This window comes from Pseudoalteromonas sp. PB2-1, from assembly GCF_045040605.1.
Lineage (GTDB): Bacteria > Pseudomonadota > Gammaproteobacteria > Enterobacterales > Alteromonadaceae > Pseudoalteromonas > Pseudoalteromonas arabiensis.
In genome coordinates this window covers 231,769-251,084 of the sequence record NZ_CP090668.1, presented here as the reverse complement: position 1 = coordinate 251,084, position 19,316 = coordinate 231,769, and the positions used below count along the sequence as shown (strand labels likewise).

Annotated in this window: 18 protein-coding genes and 1 pseudogene; 16 read left to right on the top strand and 3 right to left on the bottom strand. The window is 40.3% G+C overall.

What is annotated here, in order from left to right; genetic code table 11:
• Positions 1 to 288: 288 nt before the first annotated feature.
• From L0Z67_RS18075 to L0Z67_RS18055, 5 genes are all read left to right on the top strand, one after another.
• A complete protein-coding gene (locus L0Z67_RS18075) occupies positions 289 to 1,125 on the top strand; it encodes a patatin family protein (RefSeq protein WP_392353703.1) in 837 nt (278 codons plus the stop codon).
• 149 nt (positions 1,126 to 1,274) lie between these two features.
• Entirely contained in the window at positions 1,275 to 1,628 is a 354-nt protein-coding gene (locus L0Z67_RS18070; RefSeq protein ID WP_392353702.1) for a hypothetical protein, read from the top strand.
• Positions 1,629 to 1,771: 143 nt separating this feature from the next.
• Complete coding sequence (locus L0Z67_RS18065) at positions 1,772 to 3,397, top strand: methyl-accepting chemotaxis protein (RefSeq protein ID WP_062567569.1); 1,626 nt, start codon at positions 1,772 to 1,774, stop codon at positions 3,395 to 3,397.
• Positions 3,398 to 3,434: 37 nt separating this feature from the next.
• Entirely contained in the window at positions 3,435 to 4,241 is an 807-nt protein-coding gene (locus L0Z67_RS18060; protein ID WP_237115362.1) for an ABC transporter substrate-binding protein, read from the top strand.
• A gap of 5 nt (positions 4,242 to 4,246) precedes the next feature.
• The gene (locus tag L0Z67_RS18055; RefSeq protein WP_392353699.1) at positions 4,247 to 4,717 is read left to right on the top strand and encodes a DM13 domain-containing protein; all 471 of its coding nucleotides are present in this window, start codon (positions 4,247 to 4,249) and stop codon (positions 4,715 to 4,717) included.
• A gap of 102 nt (positions 4,718 to 4,819) precedes the next feature.
• Here L0Z67_RS18055 and ahpF read toward each other — a convergent pair whose 3' ends face one another.
• Positions 4,820 to 6,400, bottom strand: coding sequence for an alkyl hydroperoxide reductase subunit F (gene ahpF, locus L0Z67_RS18050; RefSeq protein WP_392353697.1), 1,581 nt, complete (start codon positions 6,398 to 6,400; stop codon positions 4,820 to 4,822).
• Positions 6,401 to 6,555: 155 nt separating this feature from the next.
• The gene (gene ahpC, locus L0Z67_RS18045; RefSeq protein WP_062567573.1) at positions 6,556 to 7,125 is read right to left on the bottom strand and encodes an alkyl hydroperoxide reductase subunit C; all 570 of its coding nucleotides are present in this window, start codon (positions 7,123 to 7,125) and stop codon (positions 6,556 to 6,558) included.
• Positions 7,126 to 7,766: 641 nt separating this feature from the next.
• Here ahpC and L0Z67_RS18040 point away from each other — a divergent pair.
• The 8 genes and pseudogenes from L0Z67_RS18040 (at position 7,767) to L0Z67_RS18005 (ending at position 13,860) form a co-directional block, all read left to right on the top strand.
• Positions 7,767 to 9,302 (top strand): AMP-binding protein, encoded by a 1,536-nt coding sequence (locus L0Z67_RS18040; protein WP_392353695.1) that lies wholly within the window; start codon positions 7,767 to 7,769, stop codon positions 9,300 to 9,302.
• Between the two features lie 100 nt (positions 9,303 to 9,402).
• Entirely contained in the window at positions 9,403 to 9,822 is a 420-nt protein-coding gene (locus tag L0Z67_RS18035) for a DUF3429 domain-containing protein (protein ID WP_062567575.1), read from the top strand.
• Between the two features lie 54 nt (positions 9,823 to 9,876).
• Positions 9,877 to 10,248 carry a hypothetical protein gene (locus L0Z67_RS18030; RefSeq protein WP_062567576.1) on the top strand — a complete coding sequence of 124 codons (372 nt, stop codon included), beginning with the start codon at positions 9,877 to 9,879 and terminating at the stop codon, positions 10,246 to 10,248.
• 4 nt (positions 10,249 to 10,252) lie between these two features.
• Entirely contained in the window at positions 10,253 to 11,053 is an 801-nt protein-coding gene (locus L0Z67_RS18025; protein ID WP_237115367.1) for a class I SAM-dependent methyltransferase, read from the top strand.
• Between the two features lie 2 nt (positions 11,054 to 11,055).
• Complete coding sequence (locus L0Z67_RS18020; protein WP_392353692.1) at positions 11,056 to 12,048, top strand: Gfo/Idh/MocA family protein; 993 nt, start codon at positions 11,056 to 11,058, stop codon at positions 12,046 to 12,048.
• Between the two features lie 134 nt (positions 12,049 to 12,182).
• Positions 12,183 to 12,899, top strand: coding sequence for a hypothetical protein (locus tag L0Z67_RS18015; RefSeq protein ID WP_392353691.1), 717 nt, complete (start codon positions 12,183 to 12,185; stop codon positions 12,897 to 12,899).
• Positions 12,892 to 12,951: pseudogene (locus L0Z67_RS18010) on the top strand (hypothetical protein); the annotation flags it as partial. The gene L0Z67_RS18015 and the pseudogene L0Z67_RS18010, both read left to right, overlap by 8 nt.
• Positions 12,952 to 12,993: 42 nt before the next feature.
• Positions 12,994 to 13,860, top strand: coding sequence for a methyl-accepting chemotaxis protein (locus L0Z67_RS18005; RefSeq protein WP_392353689.1), 867 nt, complete (start codon positions 12,994 to 12,996; stop codon positions 13,858 to 13,860).
• A 36-nt stretch (positions 13,861 to 13,896) separates the two neighbouring features.
• On the opposite strand, the gene L0Z67_RS18000 is transcribed toward L0Z67_RS18005, so the two are convergent.
• On the bottom strand, positions 13,897 to 15,948 hold the full coding sequence (locus L0Z67_RS18000; protein ID WP_405128746.1) for a TonB-dependent receptor: 2,052 nt from the start codon (positions 15,946 to 15,948) through the stop codon (positions 13,897 to 13,899).
• A gap of 403 nt (positions 15,949 to 16,351) precedes the next feature.
• Between L0Z67_RS18000 and L0Z67_RS17995 the strand changes: the two genes are divergently transcribed.
• The 3 genes from L0Z67_RS17995 (at position 16,352) to L0Z67_RS17985 (ending at position 19,222) form a co-directional block, all read left to right on the top strand.
• Positions 16,352 to 16,642: a hypothetical protein gene (locus L0Z67_RS17995; protein WP_062567582.1), complete on the top strand. Its 291-nt coding sequence runs from the start codon at positions 16,352 to 16,354 to the stop codon at positions 16,640 to 16,642.
• Positions 16,639 to 18,210: a PepSY-associated TM helix domain-containing protein gene (locus tag L0Z67_RS17990; protein WP_392353685.1), complete on the top strand. Its 1,572-nt coding sequence runs from the start codon at positions 16,639 to 16,641 to the stop codon at positions 18,208 to 18,210. Before L0Z67_RS17995 ends, L0Z67_RS17990 begins: the two co-directional genes overlap by 4 nt.
• Before the next feature lie 148 nt (positions 18,211 to 18,358).
• The gene (locus L0Z67_RS17985; RefSeq protein ID WP_237115373.1) at positions 18,359 to 19,222 is read left to right on the top strand and encodes a DMT family transporter; all 864 of its coding nucleotides are present in this window, start codon (positions 18,359 to 18,361) and stop codon (positions 19,220 to 19,222) included.
• Positions 19,223 to 19,316 lie beyond the last annotated feature (94 nt).

Here is a 19,316-nt window from a genome sequence, read left to right as displayed (position 1 = left end):
TTGTTTAATGCCCATCCGAATATGCAAACTCCTATCTTGGGAAAACGCTAAAACTGATCACCTGCCTCTACTCATGCACCTAATTTGGGGTGCATTTACATAAATAAAGCCACATCTATTTTTTCAATATATTTATCTATTTATTTAAGTGCTTACGTTTTTTAGCTATTTAGCTTTAGCGTATTTAAGTAAATACAATTTTTACAACTAGAGCCAAAACTCTATTTTGTTTTTAGCCTGTGTTTGCTATGGTTTGGGTATAAACAGTTTGAAAGCAAGGTAGCTATTATGACAATTAACAAAGCTCTGGTTGTAGAAGGCGGCGCTATGCGCGGTATTTTTGCTACAGGGGTACTTGATGCCTTTTTAGAAGCGCACTATCAACCTTTCAAACAATGTTATGGTGTATCGGCGGGAGCAACAAATATTGCAGCTTACTTATGTGCTCAATACAAACGTAACCATGCCGTTATTACTGATTATTCATGCCGTCCAGAGTTCATTGATTTTGTTCGTTTTATTAAAGGTGGCCATTTATTTGATTTAGATTGGCTATGGCAAGAAACCATGCGAGATATTCGTCTCGATTTAGAAACCTTTGAGAAGCAAGCTGCTGAGTTTTATATTGTTGCCACCAACATAAACACTGGAAAAGCAGAATACCTAAAAGGTCATGCTCAGTCCCTCGAAGAGCAATTAAAAGCATCCTGTGCTTTGCCTATTGCTTATCGCCAATACCCAAGAGTTGACAATCTACAGCTTGCTGATGGCGGTGTTGCTGACTCTATTCCCGTTCGAAAAGCTTATGAGATGGGTAATAAAGATATCACGGTTATTCTCTCTCAACCTTTAGGCTACAAGAAAAAACCATCAAAAGCCCCTTGGCTTGTAAAACGCCTGTACAAAGAAAACCCCGCGCTTGCTATGGCCACGTTACATCGTGCCGAAAACTACAATCAGAGCATTGATTTTATAATGAATCCACCTATTGATTGCCATATTAATATTATTGCTCCGCCACCTACATTTGCTGTCGGCCGCACCACCAAGTCGTTTGCCAAATTATCATCGGGATACAATATGGGCATTGATGCAGGGCAACAATTTTTAACTCAAGCGGCTTAAAAATAAAATCAAAGCCATACAAATTAACCTAGCTTAGTCATATTTTGCGAGGCTGAGCTTACACTTAAGCCATATCATATATAAGGGGCTTAATTAGATGACGTTCCAAAAAGTAAAACTCTAAAAATAGAAGGGTTAGAAGAGATTAAATGAAAAAAATACTGCTTTTAGTATTAACCATGTTATTTCTCTGTGCTTGCGATGCTCAACAAATTGACCTTGATGTACCGAAAAAACCAAGTGCAGTACCAAATAAAGCATTTTGGGTGGGCGGTTTGGATGGCGGCGTATTTGTCTTAATTGCAAAAAATAAAAATTTAGAGCCAGATGAATACGTTGCCAAAATATATTATGCATCCGGAGATATTGCTTATGAGGGAGGAATGAGACTATCCCCTAGAGGAAGTACTGCCATAGACCACATTAACCCCGCGATTTTTCAAGGTTGGGATGGCGATAATTTATACATTGAAGGCAATAAGCAACTTAAAGCTCAAAACTAAAATTAGTACTTGAAGCTTTAGTTACCACCATCTTGTACACCGTCGATTCAACCACTTTCACATTTACTATTGCAAAAACTTGATTAAATACATTTCTCTATTAGCTTTAATAATACGTCCTTATTAAAGTTTGTATTCCTACCATGTTAAATAACTACACCGTTCGTACGCGATTAGCCGTTTTGGCTTTGTTACCGGTTACTGTTTTTGTGATCACTTCATTTTTTGCAATGTCTATAATGTCGAATATGGTCAAAGGGATAGACAGCTTATATGATGACAGGGTCGTCCCTCTTGAGCAGATAAAGTCAGTGTCTGACAACTATGCAGTTAATATTGTTGATTTATTTCATAAATACCGCGCGAATCAAATAGCTAAAAATGAGTTTTTGACTTCAGTTACTGAAGCAAAGAATATCGCTGATAGAAAATGGCAAAGTTACCTAAGTACAAAACTTACGACGGAAGAGACGCGGCTCGTTAGCGTTGTAGAAAAGCGCTTAACTGTGGTCCAACAAAAACTAACGGCTTTATTGAACCAAGTTAAAAATGATGAGTTTAAGGCAATCCCTTCAGATACATTCGTCAAAGAGTTATACGATGTATTTGATCCACTAAGTGCCAGCTACCAAGGGTTAATTGATTTGCAAATTACTGAGGCAAGTAAATTCAGAATGTCTGCAGACAAAGATTTTAGCCAAGTCAGTATTGCGATGACAGCATCCATTACAATACTTATTATTCTCTTATTATTTATAGCCTTTATTATTTATCGTTCGATTCATAATCCACTACTCTCGCTCAGTGAAACAATTGGTTCCATCTCTGAAAATGCCGACTTACGACTTCGCGCACAGCCTCATGGCAGCGACGAAATAGCGCAAGCCGCACACCATTTTAATGCCATGATGGAGCGCATTCACGCCCTTGTAAACGATGTAACAAGCGCAACGCTCACTCTCTCTTCTGCGGCAGAACAGATGAACTCAATCAGCGACCAAGTTGCCAGCACAGCCACTGAACAAGAGCACCAGTCTGCGATGATAGCGACCGCCATTACGCAAATGAGTAGTGCAATTGAACAAGTCGCGGCAAATGCATTGGCAACATCAGAAAAAGCATCTCACACAGATCATACTGCAAAGCTTGGACAAAAGTCGGTGCAAGAGAATATTGACGCAATCAATCATTTATCACATATCGTCAATGCCAACACCCAACTTATCAATGAGTTAAACACACAATCAACCGATATCAATCAAGTTGTTATGATGATTCAGGGTGTCGCTGAGCAAACTAATTTACTTGCTCTTAATGCAGCGATAGAAGCAGCACGAGCCGGTGAGTCTGGTCGAGGCTTTGCTGTCGTTGCTGACGAGGTAAGGCAATTAGCTCACAATACACAAAAAGCAACCGCAAGTATCAATGACATGATCACTAAGTTACAATCTATGGCACAACAAGCTGTTAGTGCGATGGGGAACGCAGATGACAGTGCAAAGCAAAGTGTTGAATATGCTGAACGATCATCACAACTTTTAGCCGAAATAACACAAGAGATGGCCCAAATAGCTGAGATGAATAATCAGGTTTCGACTGCAACCGATGAACAAACCACTGTCGCTAATGAACTAAGTTGTAATATTAACGAGTTTAGTAGTAGTATTTCATTGGTAAGCGAAAGCTCTCAGCAAAATGCGCAAGCAAGCCAAGAATTGGCTTCATTAGCATCGCGCTTACAGCAACAAGTACATGTTTTTAAAGTGTAAATTTAAATAATTTAGAAATCTTAACAAAAGTATAGCCATGAACAGAGCCATTTTATTGTGTATTTTTTATTTTGCTCTGTTCAACTTTTCAGTCACAGCTCACGAAAGGCTTGTTATTCAACTCGCCAAACCCAATTATACCGATGCTACTAAAAACCAATATATCCATGCAATTTTAGAAAAAAGCTTTGCCGTAATGGGTGCTGATGTCGCCTTAATGTATAACGTTAAACCCATGAACAATAAGCGAATTATAGAGCAGTTAAGTCATAATAAGGCGATTACTCTTGCATGGTTATCAATGCCTAATGAACAACCTCACGCGCTTATTAGAACATCAATTCCCTTGTACAAAGGGCTGCATGGAAAACGCTTATTAATTATTCGCAAACAAGACCAAGAAACCTTCAAACACATTACCCACCTTAACGAACTAAAACCATTTGTAGGTTTACAGCAACAAAGCTGGTCTGATTACACTATTTTAAAAGCGAATGGATTGAAAGTTAATGGCGAGTTAGACTACCAAGGAATGCTCAAAGCCTTAGAAGTGGGCCTTGGGGATTACTTCCCCCGCTCGGTGTTGGCTATCGAGTCAGAATTTAACAAATTAAATTCGTTTGATTTTGCTATTGCGCCGCAAATTATGCTGCAATACCCAAGTCACTATTATTTTTATTTAAGTAAAGAGAACGTTGAAGTTAGAGATCTTCTTGAGCAAGGCATGCAAAAACTCGCAAAATCGGGCGAGCTTGAAGCACTCTTCATACAGTATTTTGGTGATGTAGAAAAGCAATTTAAGCTCAATCAGCGACACGCAATAATTCTCACTAATATGGAGTGACAATAATGCTCAAAAAATTACTGATGTTGATAGCTGTCATTATCATTTTTGCAGCCGGTTTTTTCACTGGCATGTACAGCTTACCTATTTTGACTGAAGCACCCGCTCCTAGCTCAAGCACCCTAACGCAACACAAAAACCGTGCTTTATTCAGTGGTGAATTTAAACCTAACTTAGCGGGGTCTGATCGTTTTCACTATGGAAACGGCACAGTCTACTTAACGAATGATGCCATCTCAATGCAAGGTGAGCTATCACCTGGCCCTGATTACCAATTGTATTTTTCGCGCAATTTTATTGATAACGAAGCCGATTTCTTAGCACAAAAAGGCACCATGCAACGTGTTGCAGCCGTGCGTTCGTTTAATGGTTTTAAAGTGCAAATACCGCAAAGTATTAATATTTCTGATTACAATACGGTGATTATTTGGTGTGAAAGTTTTGAAGAATTTATTACTGCAGCGCAGTATCAATAGCTGTATTAATAAAAAGCAAAGCCGCCTTTGGAGAGGGCGGCTTTAAAACGGCAGCTATGGGTGTAAAGCTGCCTAATCAAGAGGCATTATTAATACAACTAATTAAGCTGCATCTTCCGTGCTTTGAGTCTCATCGCTGTGGCGAATTAAGTAATCAAATGCACCTAAACTTGCCGTTGCACCACTGCCCATCGCAATAATGATTTGTTTAAACGGCGTTGTTGTGGCATCACCTGCCGCATAAACACCCGGTAATGATGTTGCACCCTTGCTATCAATCTCGATTTCACCAAAGCGAGTCAATGATAGCTCTGAATCTTTTAACCATTCAGTGTTTGGCACCAAGCCGATTTGCACAAAGATACCTGCAAGCTCAAGTGATTTTTCATCGCCAGAGATGCGGTCAATATAGCTTAAGCCTGTTACTCGTTTACCATCACCAATAACTTCTGTCGTTTGCGCATTTTTGATAATAGTAATGTTGTTTAAACTATTTGCTTTACGAATAAGGACTTCGTCAGCACGTAAGGTATCGGCAAACTCCAGCACGGTGACATGTTCAACAATGTTTGCAAGGTCGATTGCAGCTTCAATACCTGAGTTACCACCACCGATAACCGCTACCGCTTTGCCTTTAAATAACGGACCATCACAGTGAGGACAGTAAGCAACGCCATGACCGCGATACTCTTTCTCGCCTGGTACATTCATTTCACGCCAGCGAGCCCCCGTTGCTAATACCACTGATTTAGCATTTAAAACTGCACCATTTTCTAGGGTGATTTGATAATTACCTTGCTTAGTCAATGATGCCGCACGTTGATTTTGCATCACATCAACATCGTATTCTTTTACGTGCTCTTCAAGTTGTGCAACTAATTTAGGGCCTTCGGTCGCTTTAATTGATATAAAGTTTTCAATGGCTAAGGTGTCTGATACCTGACCACCAAAACGCTCAGCAACCACACCTGTGTTCAAGCCTTTACGTGCTGAATAAATCGCCGCAGAAGCCCCTGCCGGACCACCACCCACAACAAGTACATCGAATAACGCTTTGTCGTTCAGTGCTTCGGCTTGGCGTGCAGCCGCTTTGGTATCCACTTTGTTTAAAATGTCGGTCAGGTTTACAGCACCTTGACTAAATAACTCGCCATTTAAGTAAACAGCGGGTACTGCCAACACATTACGCTCGTTCACTTCGTCTTGGAACAAGGCACCGTCAATCATAGTGGCCGTAATATTTTCATTGTGCGCCGCCATTAAGTTAAGTGCTTGCACAACTTGCGGGCATGTTTGACAACTTAATGAAATATATACTTCAAAGTTAAGCGGCGCAGGTAATGATTTAATTTGTTCAATTTCAGTCTCTGATGCCTTACTTGGATGACCACCTGTGTGAAGAAGTGCAAGGATCAAGCTGGTGAATTCGTGGCCCATAGGCACACCCGCAAATGTAATTTGCGTATTGTTTATAGGTGAAGACACCACCATAGACGGGCGACGCACGTCTTGGTTAGGGTTATCTCGCACCGAAAATTTGTCGCTTAACGAAGCTAAATCGTTTGCTAAGCTTTTAAGTTCTGTTGATTTATTGCTGTCATCCAAGGCGATAAGCAGCTCAACAGGGCTGGTAATAGAAGCAAAGTGGCTTGTTAATTGGTTTTTGATATTCGTATCTAACATGGCTTAGCCCTTGAGTTCAGAATAAATAATCTAGAATAAATTTAGGGATAACTGCCCATCACCCGCTAATGTGCTTAATGTGAGTTGTGATGGGCAATTAAGATTGCATTGGGATAGCAAAGCAAAACTTTGCTATCGTTTAATGCTATGGCAAATTAGATTTTGCCAACTAGGTCTAGTGAAGGAGCAAGTGTCTCTTCACCTGGCTGCCATGATGCAGGACATACTTCACCATCGTGGTCAGCAATGTACTGTGCAGCTTGTACTTTACGTACTAACTCTTTCGCGCTACGGCCGATACCTAAGTCGTGAGTTTCGATTACTTTGATTTCGCCTTCAGGGTTCATTACAAATGTACCGCGAAGAGCAAGACCTTCGTCTTCGATCATCACACCGAAGTTACGTGTAATGCGACCTGTAGGGTCACCAATCATTGGAAATTTGATTTTACCAATTGTGTCAGACGTATCGTGCCATGCTTTATGAGTGAAGTGCGTGTCAGTTGATACTGAGTAAACTTCAACACCCATTTCTTGCAGTTGCTCATAAAAGTCAGCAACATCACCAAGCTCTGTAGGGCAGACGAAAGTAAAATCTGCTGGGTAGAAGAAGAAGATTGACCACTTACCTAGCACATCTTTTTCAGTTAGCTCAACAAAGTCACCGTTGTGGTAAGCTGTTGCATTGAATGGTTGTAATTTTGTGTTAATTAATGAAGTGCTCATATTTTTCCTCATTGATGTATTTAAAAAGTTTAATTAACGCAGCCTTGCGTCTGCTTGATTAATACAATAGAGGTGTGAGCGAACAAAATAAAATTGATTGTTTAGATTAAAACGATTGATTTTTCAGATTAAACTGTAAAAACATAAAAAATAATTGATAATTCAAATAGTTAGATAATAAATAGCTTTGTTACTTCTGTGTAAAATCAGTAAAACCCACACCCATTCTCAGAATCCAGCATCAATGGGTAATGGATCGTTAAAGAAATCTTAATGATTAATAATGTCTGCCATGCCAAGGTCTGCCTCTCCAATGCTTGTTGGTAATGTAGTTTATTGTTGTCGTTGATGCATAGTTTGGCTGGTCACAATTTCGTTATTGTGGTTAGCCCAAACTTTGAAATGGACAGCCATTTGCTATTAATAATACCGATAAGAGTTTATACCCAAACCTTCACTCAGTCTAAGTCGCTAAGCAAATGTTACACAGCTTGGATAGACAAAAATCAATGGTGATCCTAGGCTTACAATCTAGACTAACCTCTATCATGAGGCGTTATTTGCCTAGTTGGATAATGGGTTCTGTAATGGATCGCCTCATCAAACAACAATTAATAAAAACAACACGCTAAGGAATACCCATGAACACACATGCTAATCTCGCGCAATTAATTGAGCATACGTGTAAAACTTATGCCAGTCTCCCCGCTTATAATAGTGATGATAAAACAATCACTTATGCCCAAGTAGAACAACAATCTCGTTACTTAGCACAGTGGTTTCAACAACTAAGTGGCTTAGTTACAGGGGATCGAATCGCCATTCAACTGCCTAATATTGTTGACTACCCTATCGTTACCTACGCAGCATTTCGTGCAGGGTTAATTGTTGTAAATACCAACCCACTTTATACTGCCCGTGAAATGCTGCACCAGTTTAATGATGCAGGCGTAAAAGCGGTTGTTATTCTTGATGCCCTCACCGACAAATTAGCCACCATTATCGATGGCACATCACTAGAAACAGTTATTGTTGCAGCCGCTGTTGCTGAACCGACACTGCAAGAAGGTCAGTTTTCGTTAAATGAACTCATTCGCCTAGGTGAAAGACTCGCACCACTCAACGCTCATCATGCAAGTCGCGATGATATTGCAGTTTTACAATACACGGGTGGTACAACAGGCATAGCCAAAGCTGCGATGCTAAGCCATGGCAATATTTTAGCCAATGCAGAGCAAATGAATGAGCGCTTTGACGACATTTTAAAGCCAGGTGTAGAAACAGGTATTTGCCCGCTACCGCTTTATCATATTTACGCCTTTACTGTGAATATGGTTGGCCTGTTTGCCATGGGGCAATTTAATGTACTGATTCCAAACCCTCGTGATTTAGATGCCTTAGTAAAGCAAATCGAACCGTTTGAAATTAATTACTTTTCAGGCATTAACACCTTATTTATTGGTTTGTGTATGCACCCAAGGTTTAAGGCACTGAATTTTTCGAATCTAAAAATGACAGTGTCAGGCGGCGCAGCCCTTACACATGCTGCTGCCGATGCATGGATGAGCACCACAGGCTGCACTATTACTGAAGGCTATGGCTTATCAGAAACCTCACCTGTTGCGACACTCAACGACTTTAAAAAAGAAGAAATTGGTAGTATTGGCCGCCCACTATCGAACACCACTGTCGAAATTTGGGATGAAAACGACGAGCCCGTTGCAGACGGTGAGTCTGGCGAGATAGTTGTTAAAGGTCCGCAGGTGATGATGGGTTACTGGCAACGCCAAGATGAGACTGATAAATGTATGAAACATGGTTTTTTCAAAACCGGTGATGTAGGTCTGAAACTACCAAGTGGTAATTACAAGATTATAGACCGTCTAAAAGACATGATTATTGTCTCTGGTTTTAATGTTTACCCTAACGAAGTTGAAAATGTGCTGTGTCAGCACCCTGCTATCTGCGAAGCGGCCGTTATTGGTGCGAAAGATGAAAAAACCGGTGAGCGTGTATGCGCCTACATTACCTTAAAAGAGCATATTGATGAGCAACAAGTGAGTGACTATTGCCGCGAAAACTTAAGTGCTTATAAAGTGCCTAAATCAATCATTTTTATGGAGGAGCTGCCTAAGTCAACGGTAGGCAAAATTTTACGTCGTGAGTTACGCCAATAACAAAGCGATCGTTTTAGCCGCATAACTGGTATAAAATAGTTAAAAGATAAAAGCATACCGTTAGGTATGCTTTTTTAATTTAAGCGGTTTTAAGGTCATTATGGAAAAGTTTATTAATCACATTCAACTCGGTTACTTAGGTTTACTGCCGTTTTTAGGCTGCGTAGGCTGGCCACTCATAGCAGGGAGTAATGCTGTCAACTTAGACTTTTTCACTTATTATAGCATTGCTATTTTAGCCTTTATGGCTGGTAACTTATGGCATGCTGGCCAACAGACGCATGCTGATGCCATTAAAGCCATTATCCCTATCTTACCGATTGGCTTTTTAAGCTTTTTACCAGCGACTTGGACACTGACTTGGCTCGCTGCGAGTTTTTGGTTAGTGCTTTTATTCGAAAAAAGCTCACCGCAGTGGCAAACCTATCATGTTGATTACCAAAAGATGCGATTCGTTTTAACCTCAGTGGTATTTGTATGTCATATATTTGTGATTGGCATGAGCATCTATCCTGAGTAGCCCTTTTCTTGCGTTTGCGGTAACATCCGCGGCTCAGATTTTTAAGGACTTGCTATGATAGATCAACTACGCGCCAAGCTAGACCACCTTGGCGAAAATTACGTTGAAAAAGGTGCTCACTTCAAAATTAAAGTGATCCCATTTTTTTGTGCGATTCACATCAAAAAAGACCACAAAAACCAAGGTTCTTTAAAGCTATATTCAAATCAGCTGATTGAAATATTTTTAGCAACCATGTTTTTGCTATTCGGATTAATGCTTTTTGATACAGATGCGGGCTTTACGCATGGTCCTATTCATATCGTTATTGCCGTTTTGATTAGTTTTAACTTAATCTTTAAGCAAATTGCCATTGAAGGTTTAAAAACTCGCTTAGCCCTTTGCCCTGAAATTGCAGTTGAAACACCGCCAGAACAAGGCAAATAACAGCATGTTTTTAAACCCTAGTTGGCGCATTTTAACGGTAGGCGATGGTGACTTGTCTTTTTCGCATGCTTTAGCGAGTCATTTAAAACCCAAAAAGCTTGTTGCTTCAACCTATGATGATGCAAAAACCGTAGAACAAAAATATGCCGACAATGCACTTAGCGCCTTGCAACAACTCGATATACAAACACTCACTGAGTTCGATGTAACAAAACCTAAGTCGTGGCAGCGCTTAGGTGGTGAATGTTTCGATGTGGTTATTTTTCAATTTCCACTTATACCTGCATTTGTAGGTGAAGCCGCATTTAAAGCAAATACAAAACACGGTGGTATGAATGTGCTAAACCGTGCCTTACTGCATCGCTACTTAGACTACGCTAGCCAGTTCGCATTAGATAAAAACGGCCCAATGCTATGTTACATCACCTCTAAGGATGTAAAGCCCTATCGCGAATGGAATATTGAAGGCAGCTTAAATCAAGGGCTCGATTGTCAATACTTGGGGCAAATGCCATTTGATATTAACCTGTTCCCTGGCTATAAGATTCGCAATGTTGACCGCGATAAGCACGTTAAAGACACCAGTGGCATTACCTATGTCTTTAGCGAAAAAACGGACACCGAGATTGCCTCTAAGCTTGCTTTACCTGCTTATTTAGGTGATAAACACTGTGCATTATGCCGCGTTGGTCCTTATATGGCACAAGAAGATGAAGACAAACATTTGTTAAGCAAAAAACATAAGCAAATGGAAAAATTTGAACAGGATTGGCAAGCATGGCTTGCACAAAACAACGAGGAGTAAATATGAACTTTGTGATTGTCGGTACCAATTTTATAAGCGACACACTACTCAGTGCAGCCAAACAAATTGAAGACTTCTCCTTATATGGTGTGTGCTCTCGAGAGCAGCAAACAGGCAAGGCTTTTCTTGCAAAACACGACATTACTGACGCTAAAGTGTTCACTAGTATTGAGCAAGTATGCCAAGACCCATTGGTAGACGCTGTCTATATAGCAGCACCAAATAGCTTACACAAACACTACGCTGTCATGTGTTTAGAAGCCGGTAAACACGTTTTAGGTGAAAAGCCTTCGGCTGCTAATAGCAAAGAGCTTGCGGCAATCATTCAAGCGGCAAAAACCCATCAACGCCTATACATGGAAGCGATGATGACCACGCATTTACCAAATTTTGCACGCTTAAAAAATGCCCTCATAAAAATTGGTACACCGCGCAAATATATTGGTCAATATAGTCAATACTCATCTCGTTACGATAAATATAAAAATGGCGAGCGGCCAAATACTTTCTTGCCAGAATTTGCTAATGGTGCACTGGTCGATTTAGGTATCTATCCGCTGTATATTTTACTCGCTTTATGGGGCGCGCCTCAAAGTGTAAAAGCCAGCGGTGTGTTGCTTGAAACGGGTGTTGATGGCGCTGGCGATGTGTTATTGAATTACGCCGATAAACAAGCAGTGATCAGCTACTCTAAAATCTCGCAAGGTGATAATTTTACTGAAATTCAAGGTGAAAAAGGCCGTATCCGTATCGAAGCAGTATCACTATTAAGACGTATGCAGTTTATTGGTAATGATGGCACGGTTGAAGAGCTCTCAGAACCATTTGATGAACACTTTATGCGCCACGAAGTGAAGCACTTTATTAATGCAGTAAAAGCAGGGCAGATTGAGTCGAGTGTAAATACACATACTTTATCAAAACAGGTTATGGCTGTGCTTGATGAAGCAAGAGCTCAATTAGGTGTTGTGTACCCTGCTGATAAATATAACTAAACTTTCATTTAGGCTTTATAGCTTTTAGTAAGCATTAAGTTTGAAATTATATTTTATTATTGTGATCGTGTTTACTCTCATTATTTTTGCACTATGGTTAATAATAACCGTTGTAAATAAATGAGAGTTTACCTTTGTCTATTAGGTATTTATTAAGAGCTGTTTTTGCAGCAACGATTACCCTAGCAGCTGGACTATTAATCATTATCCTAATGCTAAAGTCAGGTCAAACAGACAGCCAACAGGCAGCACAACAAAGGTATCAATTAAGTCACCTCGCTAAATTATCGTCGTCTAACTCTATCAAGTTAACAGAACTTGCTCGACAGTATGTTGTTACTCTGGAAAGCCAGTATAAACAACAATACTTTGAACTGGTTGGGCAAATACAAGGAGATATAGCTTGGCTCAATGGCGAAAAGAAAAGCTATTTAGCAAGGTTACAAGCCTATAATGTCGATAAATCTGATTTAGCATTACTCGCAGAGTCAAACGAGCTTTCCCTAAAATTGGTCAAAACAGAAGAGCAGGCATTCGCTCTAGTAGATCACCTTGTAGGGCAAGATCCTCATGTAATCAGTGAGAAAGACAAAAGCCAATGGATTGACGCTATCGCATTACTTACCGATGAAAATTACATGGCTGAAGTGGACAAAATCCAACAACCTGTCAGTGCATTTTTGTCTTCAATTGAGCGAAAAAGTGCCGAACAAGTCACACAAAACAATGATAAGGTTTCAACGTTCAGTATTATCAGCATTGCTTTTGTTATTGCAATTATATGCACTTTAATACTTTGCTATATTCAGCTAGAGAAAAAAGTGATTAAGGCCACACAAGGGGCTGATTAGTGAGGCAAACCGAATTTCACAAGGCGATTTATCACGCTATATTGACCATGTCAGCAATGATGAAATTGGTAAGCTTGCTGCCAGCTTTAACTTGATGGTTGATAAACTTTCAAACCTTTTAAAAGAGATTAACAGTCTTTCTGATCAAGCACAGATTTCAGCAGCTAACCTCGATAGCGTATCTCAGCAAGCAAAAATACTTAATGATAGACAAAGCCAAGCTATCGAAGTTATATCTAGCTCCGTTTATGAAAACTCCACAGCTGTGAAAGAAGTATCGCAAAACTGTGCAGAAGCAGCGCAAAGTGCAACAGCTGCTAATAACAAAACGCAAGAAGGCTTAGCCATTGTCGATAAAGGGATAAAGTCTGTTGAGTCCGTTGCCGCAACACTCAATCAATCATTGAATGACCTCAATAACTTAGAGTCATCAGTCAAAGAAGTGACCGTAATTCTGAGTGTGATCAGTAACATTGCAGAACAAACTAATTTATTAGCCCTTAATGCTGCAATCGAAGCTGCTAGAGCCGGCGAACAAGGTAGAGGATTTGCCGTTGTAGCCGATGAAGTGCGCACACTGGCGAGCCGAACTCAAAGCTCGACGCTTGAGATTCAAGATAAAATTGATTCGCTGCAAGCCGCGAGTAATGCCGTAACAAATCGCATACGCTCAAGCGATTCACAGATCAAAGAAGCTGTTGTTAATTCTGAAAATGTGGGGCTTATGCTTGAAGAAATAAGTACCCAAGCTCATTCAATTTCAGATGCAAACTTAACAATAGCGTCGGCTTCTGAGCAGCAATCTCAAGTCACTGAAGATATTGCTCAGCGTTTGAATGATGTTCAAGAAACAAGTAAAGAAGCTCAAATGCAAACTGAAAAAATTTCTGTTTCATCAAGTGAGCTTTCTAAGCTAGCCAGTAGCTTAAATGCACAAATAAACCGTTTCAAATTAAACTAGCCACCCAATGAGACTGGGTGACTAGTTTAATACCATTTAAAATCTATAGGTAACTGAAGCCCCTAAAGTTTGTGGGTTCACAACACCCACATAACCTTGCGGGTAACGACCACTGGCAGGCTCTCTTGCTGTGTACTCTTGCTCATCGAATGCATTATTAATAAATGCGCTCATCAACCATTGCTCAGTATCGTAAGTAATCGTTAAACGAGTAAGGGTATAATCGCCCGCAACGCGCTCTTCTGTGTTTGTTAAGTCACCATAAAACTCATCAACATAATTAGCGCTCAAATTAACTTTTAGGTTATCTGTAAACCAATGCGATAAACCTAAGTTTGCTGTTAATTCAGGAGCTGAGTTAAGGTCATTATCCACAGCTTCAGGAAATGCTGACGATTCATCGATTTTAGTTTTTAATAATCCTAAACCACCATGTAATTGCCATTGGTCGCCCAACATACTGTATGCTTCAAGCTCTAAGCCGTAGCTGTGTGCATCTTCAATATTAGTAATTCTCCGTGCTGCGCTCAGTGCCTGATAACCGTTAAAGTTGTTATAAAACACATTAGCACTAATATTTAGATCGCCATTATTTAAAACACTACGGGAGCCAATTTCATAGGTGTTTACCGTCTCTTCATCGTAGTAGTAATAATCTTCAGCAGTAAAGTCTAATGCGCCACCACCGGCGTTGTAACCTCTGCGAGCACTTGCAAATAACGTTGTTTCTTCGGTAATTTTGTATTGCAGCGCAAGCTTAGGTAAACGTAGAGTATGCGAATCATCTAACTGCTCAACAAGCATGTCACCGTGAAATGCCATATTGAAGTTACGTACTTGTTCTTCACGTTCAATACGCAGCCCTGCTGTTAAAGTAAGTTGGCTGTTTAAATTAAAGCTTGATTCACCGTAAATTGCCGTTGATTTACTGCTATCGTCACCGAAGTAATAGGTAGCCCCTACACTCTCAAAGTCTTGATCACGGTCAAAATAAGCTAGCCCGACAAAACCTGAGTAAAAATCACTATTTAAGCCAAAGTTTAATTTAGTATCTAGGGTTACATTTGATTCATCCATTGATACATCTGATTCCGCACTTTGCTGCGGCTCATAGGCATCAAATGCCCATGTATAATCCATATAGGCAACAAGCACATCCAACGAGAAGTTTTCATTAATTTTGTAGTCAACATTGATCTGTGTTGTATCTGATTCAGTATCCATAATCCGTTGAAAAAGCGGTATATAGTCGGTTGGCTCAGCAGCTTCAAAGTATTTACGACCAGCGTTACCCTTTTCGCTGTATGTTGAATAGGTTAGTTGTACAGATAAATCCTCGAATGGGGTATAAAGAAGCTTGGCACGCGTGCTACTAGTATCCAGCTTATTTAGCTCTTGATCTGTTGGGTTTGTGTCGTACACCGGTGGGTTAGAGAAAGTCTCGCCATCAATATATTGCGTTGATAAGCGAAATGCTAACACATCTTCAACGAGTGCCCCCGATATAACCGCCGCCGTATCAAAATAATTATCTTGATTACGATAACCAACGCGCACTGCACCCTCAAATTCTTGCGTTGGTGCTTTAGTTTTCATGTAGACCGCACCAGCAATACTATTTCGGCCATTGCTTGTAGATTGCGGGCCTCGGTATACTTCGATCTGCTCCATATCCCAAAGACCAGTATCACCCGTAAGATCTGCAACAAAGGGCTGGCTTACCCCATCAATTAATGTTGAGACACGCGCTTTCGAACCACCACTAAACGAGTTAAAACCTGTTGCACCGCCATTGCCAGACACACCCCGCATATCCGGAACTGCGCCAGTTAAAACAACCACATTAGCCATCTCTGAAAGTGCTTCTGATATAGATGCAAGCTGACCATTTTCAATTAATGACGTATCAACAACAGCAACTGATGACATGGTTTCTTTCAATGATTTTTCAGTTTTTTCACCGGTGACAACAATCGTATCCATCGATTTTCGATTACTTTCGTCATCAGCTAATACGGCTGTATTAGTAACAAGTAATGAAGCTGTAATCACAGCTGATAGTGAGTTTAATTTAAATGCAGTGGCCAATTTTCTTTCCCCAAAAAGAGATTATTAGTATTTATGAATGTTTGAGCTAATAGAAAAGCGCGAAAAATCTAGCACAACAAAAACGCTATTGCAATTGAGTTTAATTATCATTTAGAATTAGTGAAAATAACTACAACTAACTACCTATGTTTTTTACTTTATCAACCTTACTGCTTTCGCTCGCGGTGGGGATATTTTATTGCACTCGAAAGCAGCAACGCTTGTTAGTAAAACCTTTGAATAAACGTGTTCGAGGGGTCGCTGTGAGCTTAGTAATCACCGCTACTATTTTAACCTCTCAACAGTTTTCAAACATCGCAACTGTGTTTCTAGTCATTTTTACACTGATGATGATGTTAATGCTGATCCCACTTCTAAGCTTGTTCTATAAAAAGGATAATTCATGACTCGCCCTCAAAAATATCAGCCAACATGGTTAGGTAAGACCTTCGCAGGCGCACTACTAGGATTAGCGCTTGCTTTTATACTTATCGCTTTTTTTGCGTGGTATGGTCCAGGCGGGATTGATGCACGCGATAAAGTACAGTTCAACATGTGGATGATTCCCCCCTTGTGGTTATCTATTTTTAGTTTCACTTACTTATTTAATTCTGCAAAACAGGCATGGCTACTTTTAGGTGGGTTAACTGTACTGCTTTACACAGGCTTTTTTATGCTTAGAGGTGGGCTATGAAAGTAAGGTCTGATATTTTACGTACCTATCAAGGCGTACATACTTGGACAGGGATCATCGCCGGTTTAGTGCTATTTATTGGCTTTTATGCAGGCAGCTTAACCATGTTCAAGCATGAAATCCAACAATGGGCAGCTCCTCTGCAAGCTTCTAAAGTTACAGTTGAGAACTATGATTACCAACCTTTAGTTGATGCTGCAATAGCTGAAAAGCCAGCGCAACTGGCAAAAGGATTTAGTCTCGATTTACATACTGAGAATGCGCCTCTTTCTTGGTATGTGAAAGGTGGCCCACGGGGTATGCACCTGGATAATGAGCTACAAACAGCTTATTTAAGCGCAAAGGGACAGCTCACAATAGAACAACAAACAGAAAACAAACTCGCTGATTTAGTGGACTATTTACATCGCACTGCAGGCATTGCAGGCGAAATTGGTCATGATCAGTCAGGAGTTTATGTGTTAGGTATCGCTTCTGTCTTGTACTTTTTGGCGCTTGTCTCTGGTGTAATTATTTTACTGCCTACCTTAGTGAAAACATTTTTTGCCCTTCGTAAAGAAAAAGGCCCTAGCCGCTTTTGGCTCGATAGTCATAATCTAATCGGCATTGCCAGCTTACCTTTTCATTTAGTGATTGCATTTACTGTTGTAGTGTTTGCTTTTCACGACTTTATTTATGGTGGTCTTGCTCAATTTTATGGCGATAAACCTTTATTTGAACGCACTCCCCCAGCAGCACAAAGCTATCATATTAAAGATTTACCACGTATAAATGAGCAAATTTTAGCTGCTAAAAACTATGCACCAGGCTATACACCGATTCATGTCCGCTACAGTAACCTAAATTCAGCCACTCCATCCGCTGTATTTATGATGAGTAATAAACAAGCCGTCGTGCGCGGCCCAGTAACTGATTACTTGTTTATGAATCCGTATACTTTGGAAGTGGTAAACTCAAGCTACCCGCAAGGTGATGAAAGTATTTGGGGCAATATGGTCGCCAGTATATTTTCTTTACACTTTGGCACCTACGGTGGTGAATGGGGGCGCTGGGGCTACTTTATTATGGGCCTACTGGGCGCATTTTTATTCTATTCTGGTAATTTACTATGGATTGATAAACGTTTTAAAAAAGACCCGACTAAACGCAGTACTTTATTCATGGCAAAGCTTACAATTGGTGTGTGTTTAGGCTCGATGCTTGCTGTGGTAAGTACCTTGATCACCGCCAAATGGCTACCCAGCATTGTTGCGAATACTAATTACGGCACATTAATATGTTATTACGCAGTATTTTTTGTATTTGTTGGATTCACTTTTGTAAAAGGTACAAGTAGAGCAAGTGCTTTGGGCTTATATTTACTTGCAGCCTTATGCGCAATCATGGTTATTTCTAGTTTTGTAATATTGCTGACAACCCATAATGGCTTTGCTCTGTATTCAAGTTATTTAGTGGATGCTGTCGCCATGATATTTAGCGTTATTTTCTTTGCACTTGCTAAGCGAAACCAGCGCAAAGCAGAGCCTGACAGGATCATGCCTAGCTTCAATAAACTTAGTCAAGCTTAAGCTAGCACTTTGCTAGGGTAGTAAAGGAGTTTACTACCCTATTCACACTACTAATAACTGAATTCATTTAACGAAAAACATTTCTTAAAACTAAAAACATCAGTAGAATCGCGGCAAATTCAAGCTTAAAACTCTCATAAGGACAGTGATGCCGCGCACTATACCACCGTTTTTAATTGCTGTTATTTGCGTTCTTCTAGCCATGGTTACGATTCAATCAGGCGCTTCTGTTGCTAAGCAATTATTCCCTTTGATTGGCCCTGAAGGCACAACCGCTTTACGCCTTGGTTTTTCTGCCGCCATTTTATGTTTAATTTTTAAACCTTGGCGTGCCTTTCCTCCTGTTGGCCAAAGGATGCCTGTTATTGTTTACGGGCTGAGCTTAGGCGGTATGAATATTCTTTTTTATTACGCTATAGAGCGTATTCCTTTGGGTATTGGTGTCGCGCTGGAGTTTACCGGTCCACTAGCAGTTGCCCTACTCTCATCACGCAAAAAACGCGACCTTTTCTGGGTTGCCTGTGCGATTGCTGGCATTATTTTGTTACTACCCGATATGAAAGGCGAAGACAGTTTAGATCCTGTAGGTGTTATATTGGCATTAGCTGCCGGTGCTTGTTGGGCGTTTTATATTTTGTTTGGCAAAAAGACCGGTAATCAAGGCTCTGGCGGTATGACTGTAGCAATGGGTATGAGTGTTGCTGCTATTGTGTTAGTCCCCTATGGTGCAGCGTCACAAGGTATGGCCTTATTAAGCTGGGAAGTTCTGCCATTAGGTATTTTAGTTGCCGTTATGTCCAGCGCACTGCCCTATACCCTTGAGATGGTAGCACTAAGAAATATGCCAGCCCAAGGCTTTAGTATTATGATGAGTTTAGAACCTGCCATAGCGGCACTCGCCGGATTTATAATCTTAAGTGAATTTTTAAGTATATGGCAATGGCTTGCTATTTTACTTGTAATAACAGCATCAGTGGGCAGTTCAATGTCTCACAGTGACACTAAGAATTAACTTTACTCATAAGTAAATTATTGAAAAAAGACGCTCAAGAGCGTCTTTTTTGTTCATATTAATCACTCCTTTAAAATCTTTTAGTTTTTACTCT

Excerpts from the sequence above, each read along its gene's own strand:
- L0Z67_RS18065 (WP_062567569.1), top strand. The coding sequence starts at position 1,772 with ATGTTAAATAACTACACCGTTCGTACGCGATTAGCCGTTTTGGCTTTG.
- L0Z67_RS17995 (WP_062567582.1), top strand. The coding sequence starts at position 16,352 with ATGACTCGCCCTCAAAAATATCAGCCAACATGGTTAGGTAAGACCTTC.
- L0Z67_RS17985 (WP_237115373.1), top strand. The coding sequence starts at position 18,359 with ATGCCGCGCACTATACCACCGTTTTTAATTGCTGTTATTTGCGTTCTT.
- L0Z67_RS17990 (WP_392353685.1), top strand. The coding sequence starts at position 16,639 with ATGAAAGTAAGGTCTGATATTTTACGTACCTATCAAGGCGTACATACT.
- L0Z67_RS18005 (WP_392353689.1), top strand. The coding sequence starts at position 12,994 with ATGGTTGATAAACTTTCAAACCTTTTAAAAGAGATTAACAGTCTTTCT.
- L0Z67_RS18055 (WP_392353699.1), top strand. The coding sequence starts at position 4,247 with ATGCTCAAAAAATTACTGATGTTGATAGCTGTCATTATCATTTTTGCA.
- L0Z67_RS18075 (WP_392353703.1), top strand. The coding sequence starts at position 289 with ATGACAATTAACAAAGCTCTGGTTGTAGAAGGCGGCGCTATGCGCGGT.
- L0Z67_RS18025 (WP_237115367.1), top strand. The coding sequence starts at position 10,253 with ATGTTTTTAAACCCTAGTTGGCGCATTTTAACGGTAGGCGATGGTGAC.
- L0Z67_RS18060 (WP_237115362.1), top strand. The coding sequence starts at position 3,435 with ATGAACAGAGCCATTTTATTGTGTATTTTTTATTTTGCTCTGTTCAAC.
- L0Z67_RS18035 (WP_062567575.1), top strand. The coding sequence starts at position 9,403 with ATGGAAAAGTTTATTAATCACATTCAACTCGGTTACTTAGGTTTACTG.
- ahpC (WP_062567573.1), bottom strand. The coding sequence starts at position 7,125 with ATGAGCACTTCATTAATTAACACAAAATTACAACCATTCAATGCAACA.
- L0Z67_RS18070 (WP_392353702.1), top strand. The coding sequence starts at position 1,275 with ATGAAAAAAATACTGCTTTTAGTATTAACCATGTTATTTCTCTGTGCT.
- L0Z67_RS18040 (WP_392353695.1), top strand. The coding sequence starts at position 7,767 with ATGAACACACATGCTAATCTCGCGCAATTAATTGAGCATACGTGTAAA.
- ahpF (WP_392353697.1), bottom strand. The coding sequence starts at position 6,400 with ATGTTAGATACGAATATCAAAAACCAATTAACAAGCCACTTTGCTTCT.
- L0Z67_RS18030 (WP_062567576.1), top strand. The coding sequence starts at position 9,877 with ATGATAGATCAACTACGCGCCAAGCTAGACCACCTTGGCGAAAATTAC.
- L0Z67_RS18020 (WP_392353692.1), top strand. The coding sequence starts at position 11,056 with ATGAACTTTGTGATTGTCGGTACCAATTTTATAAGCGACACACTACTC.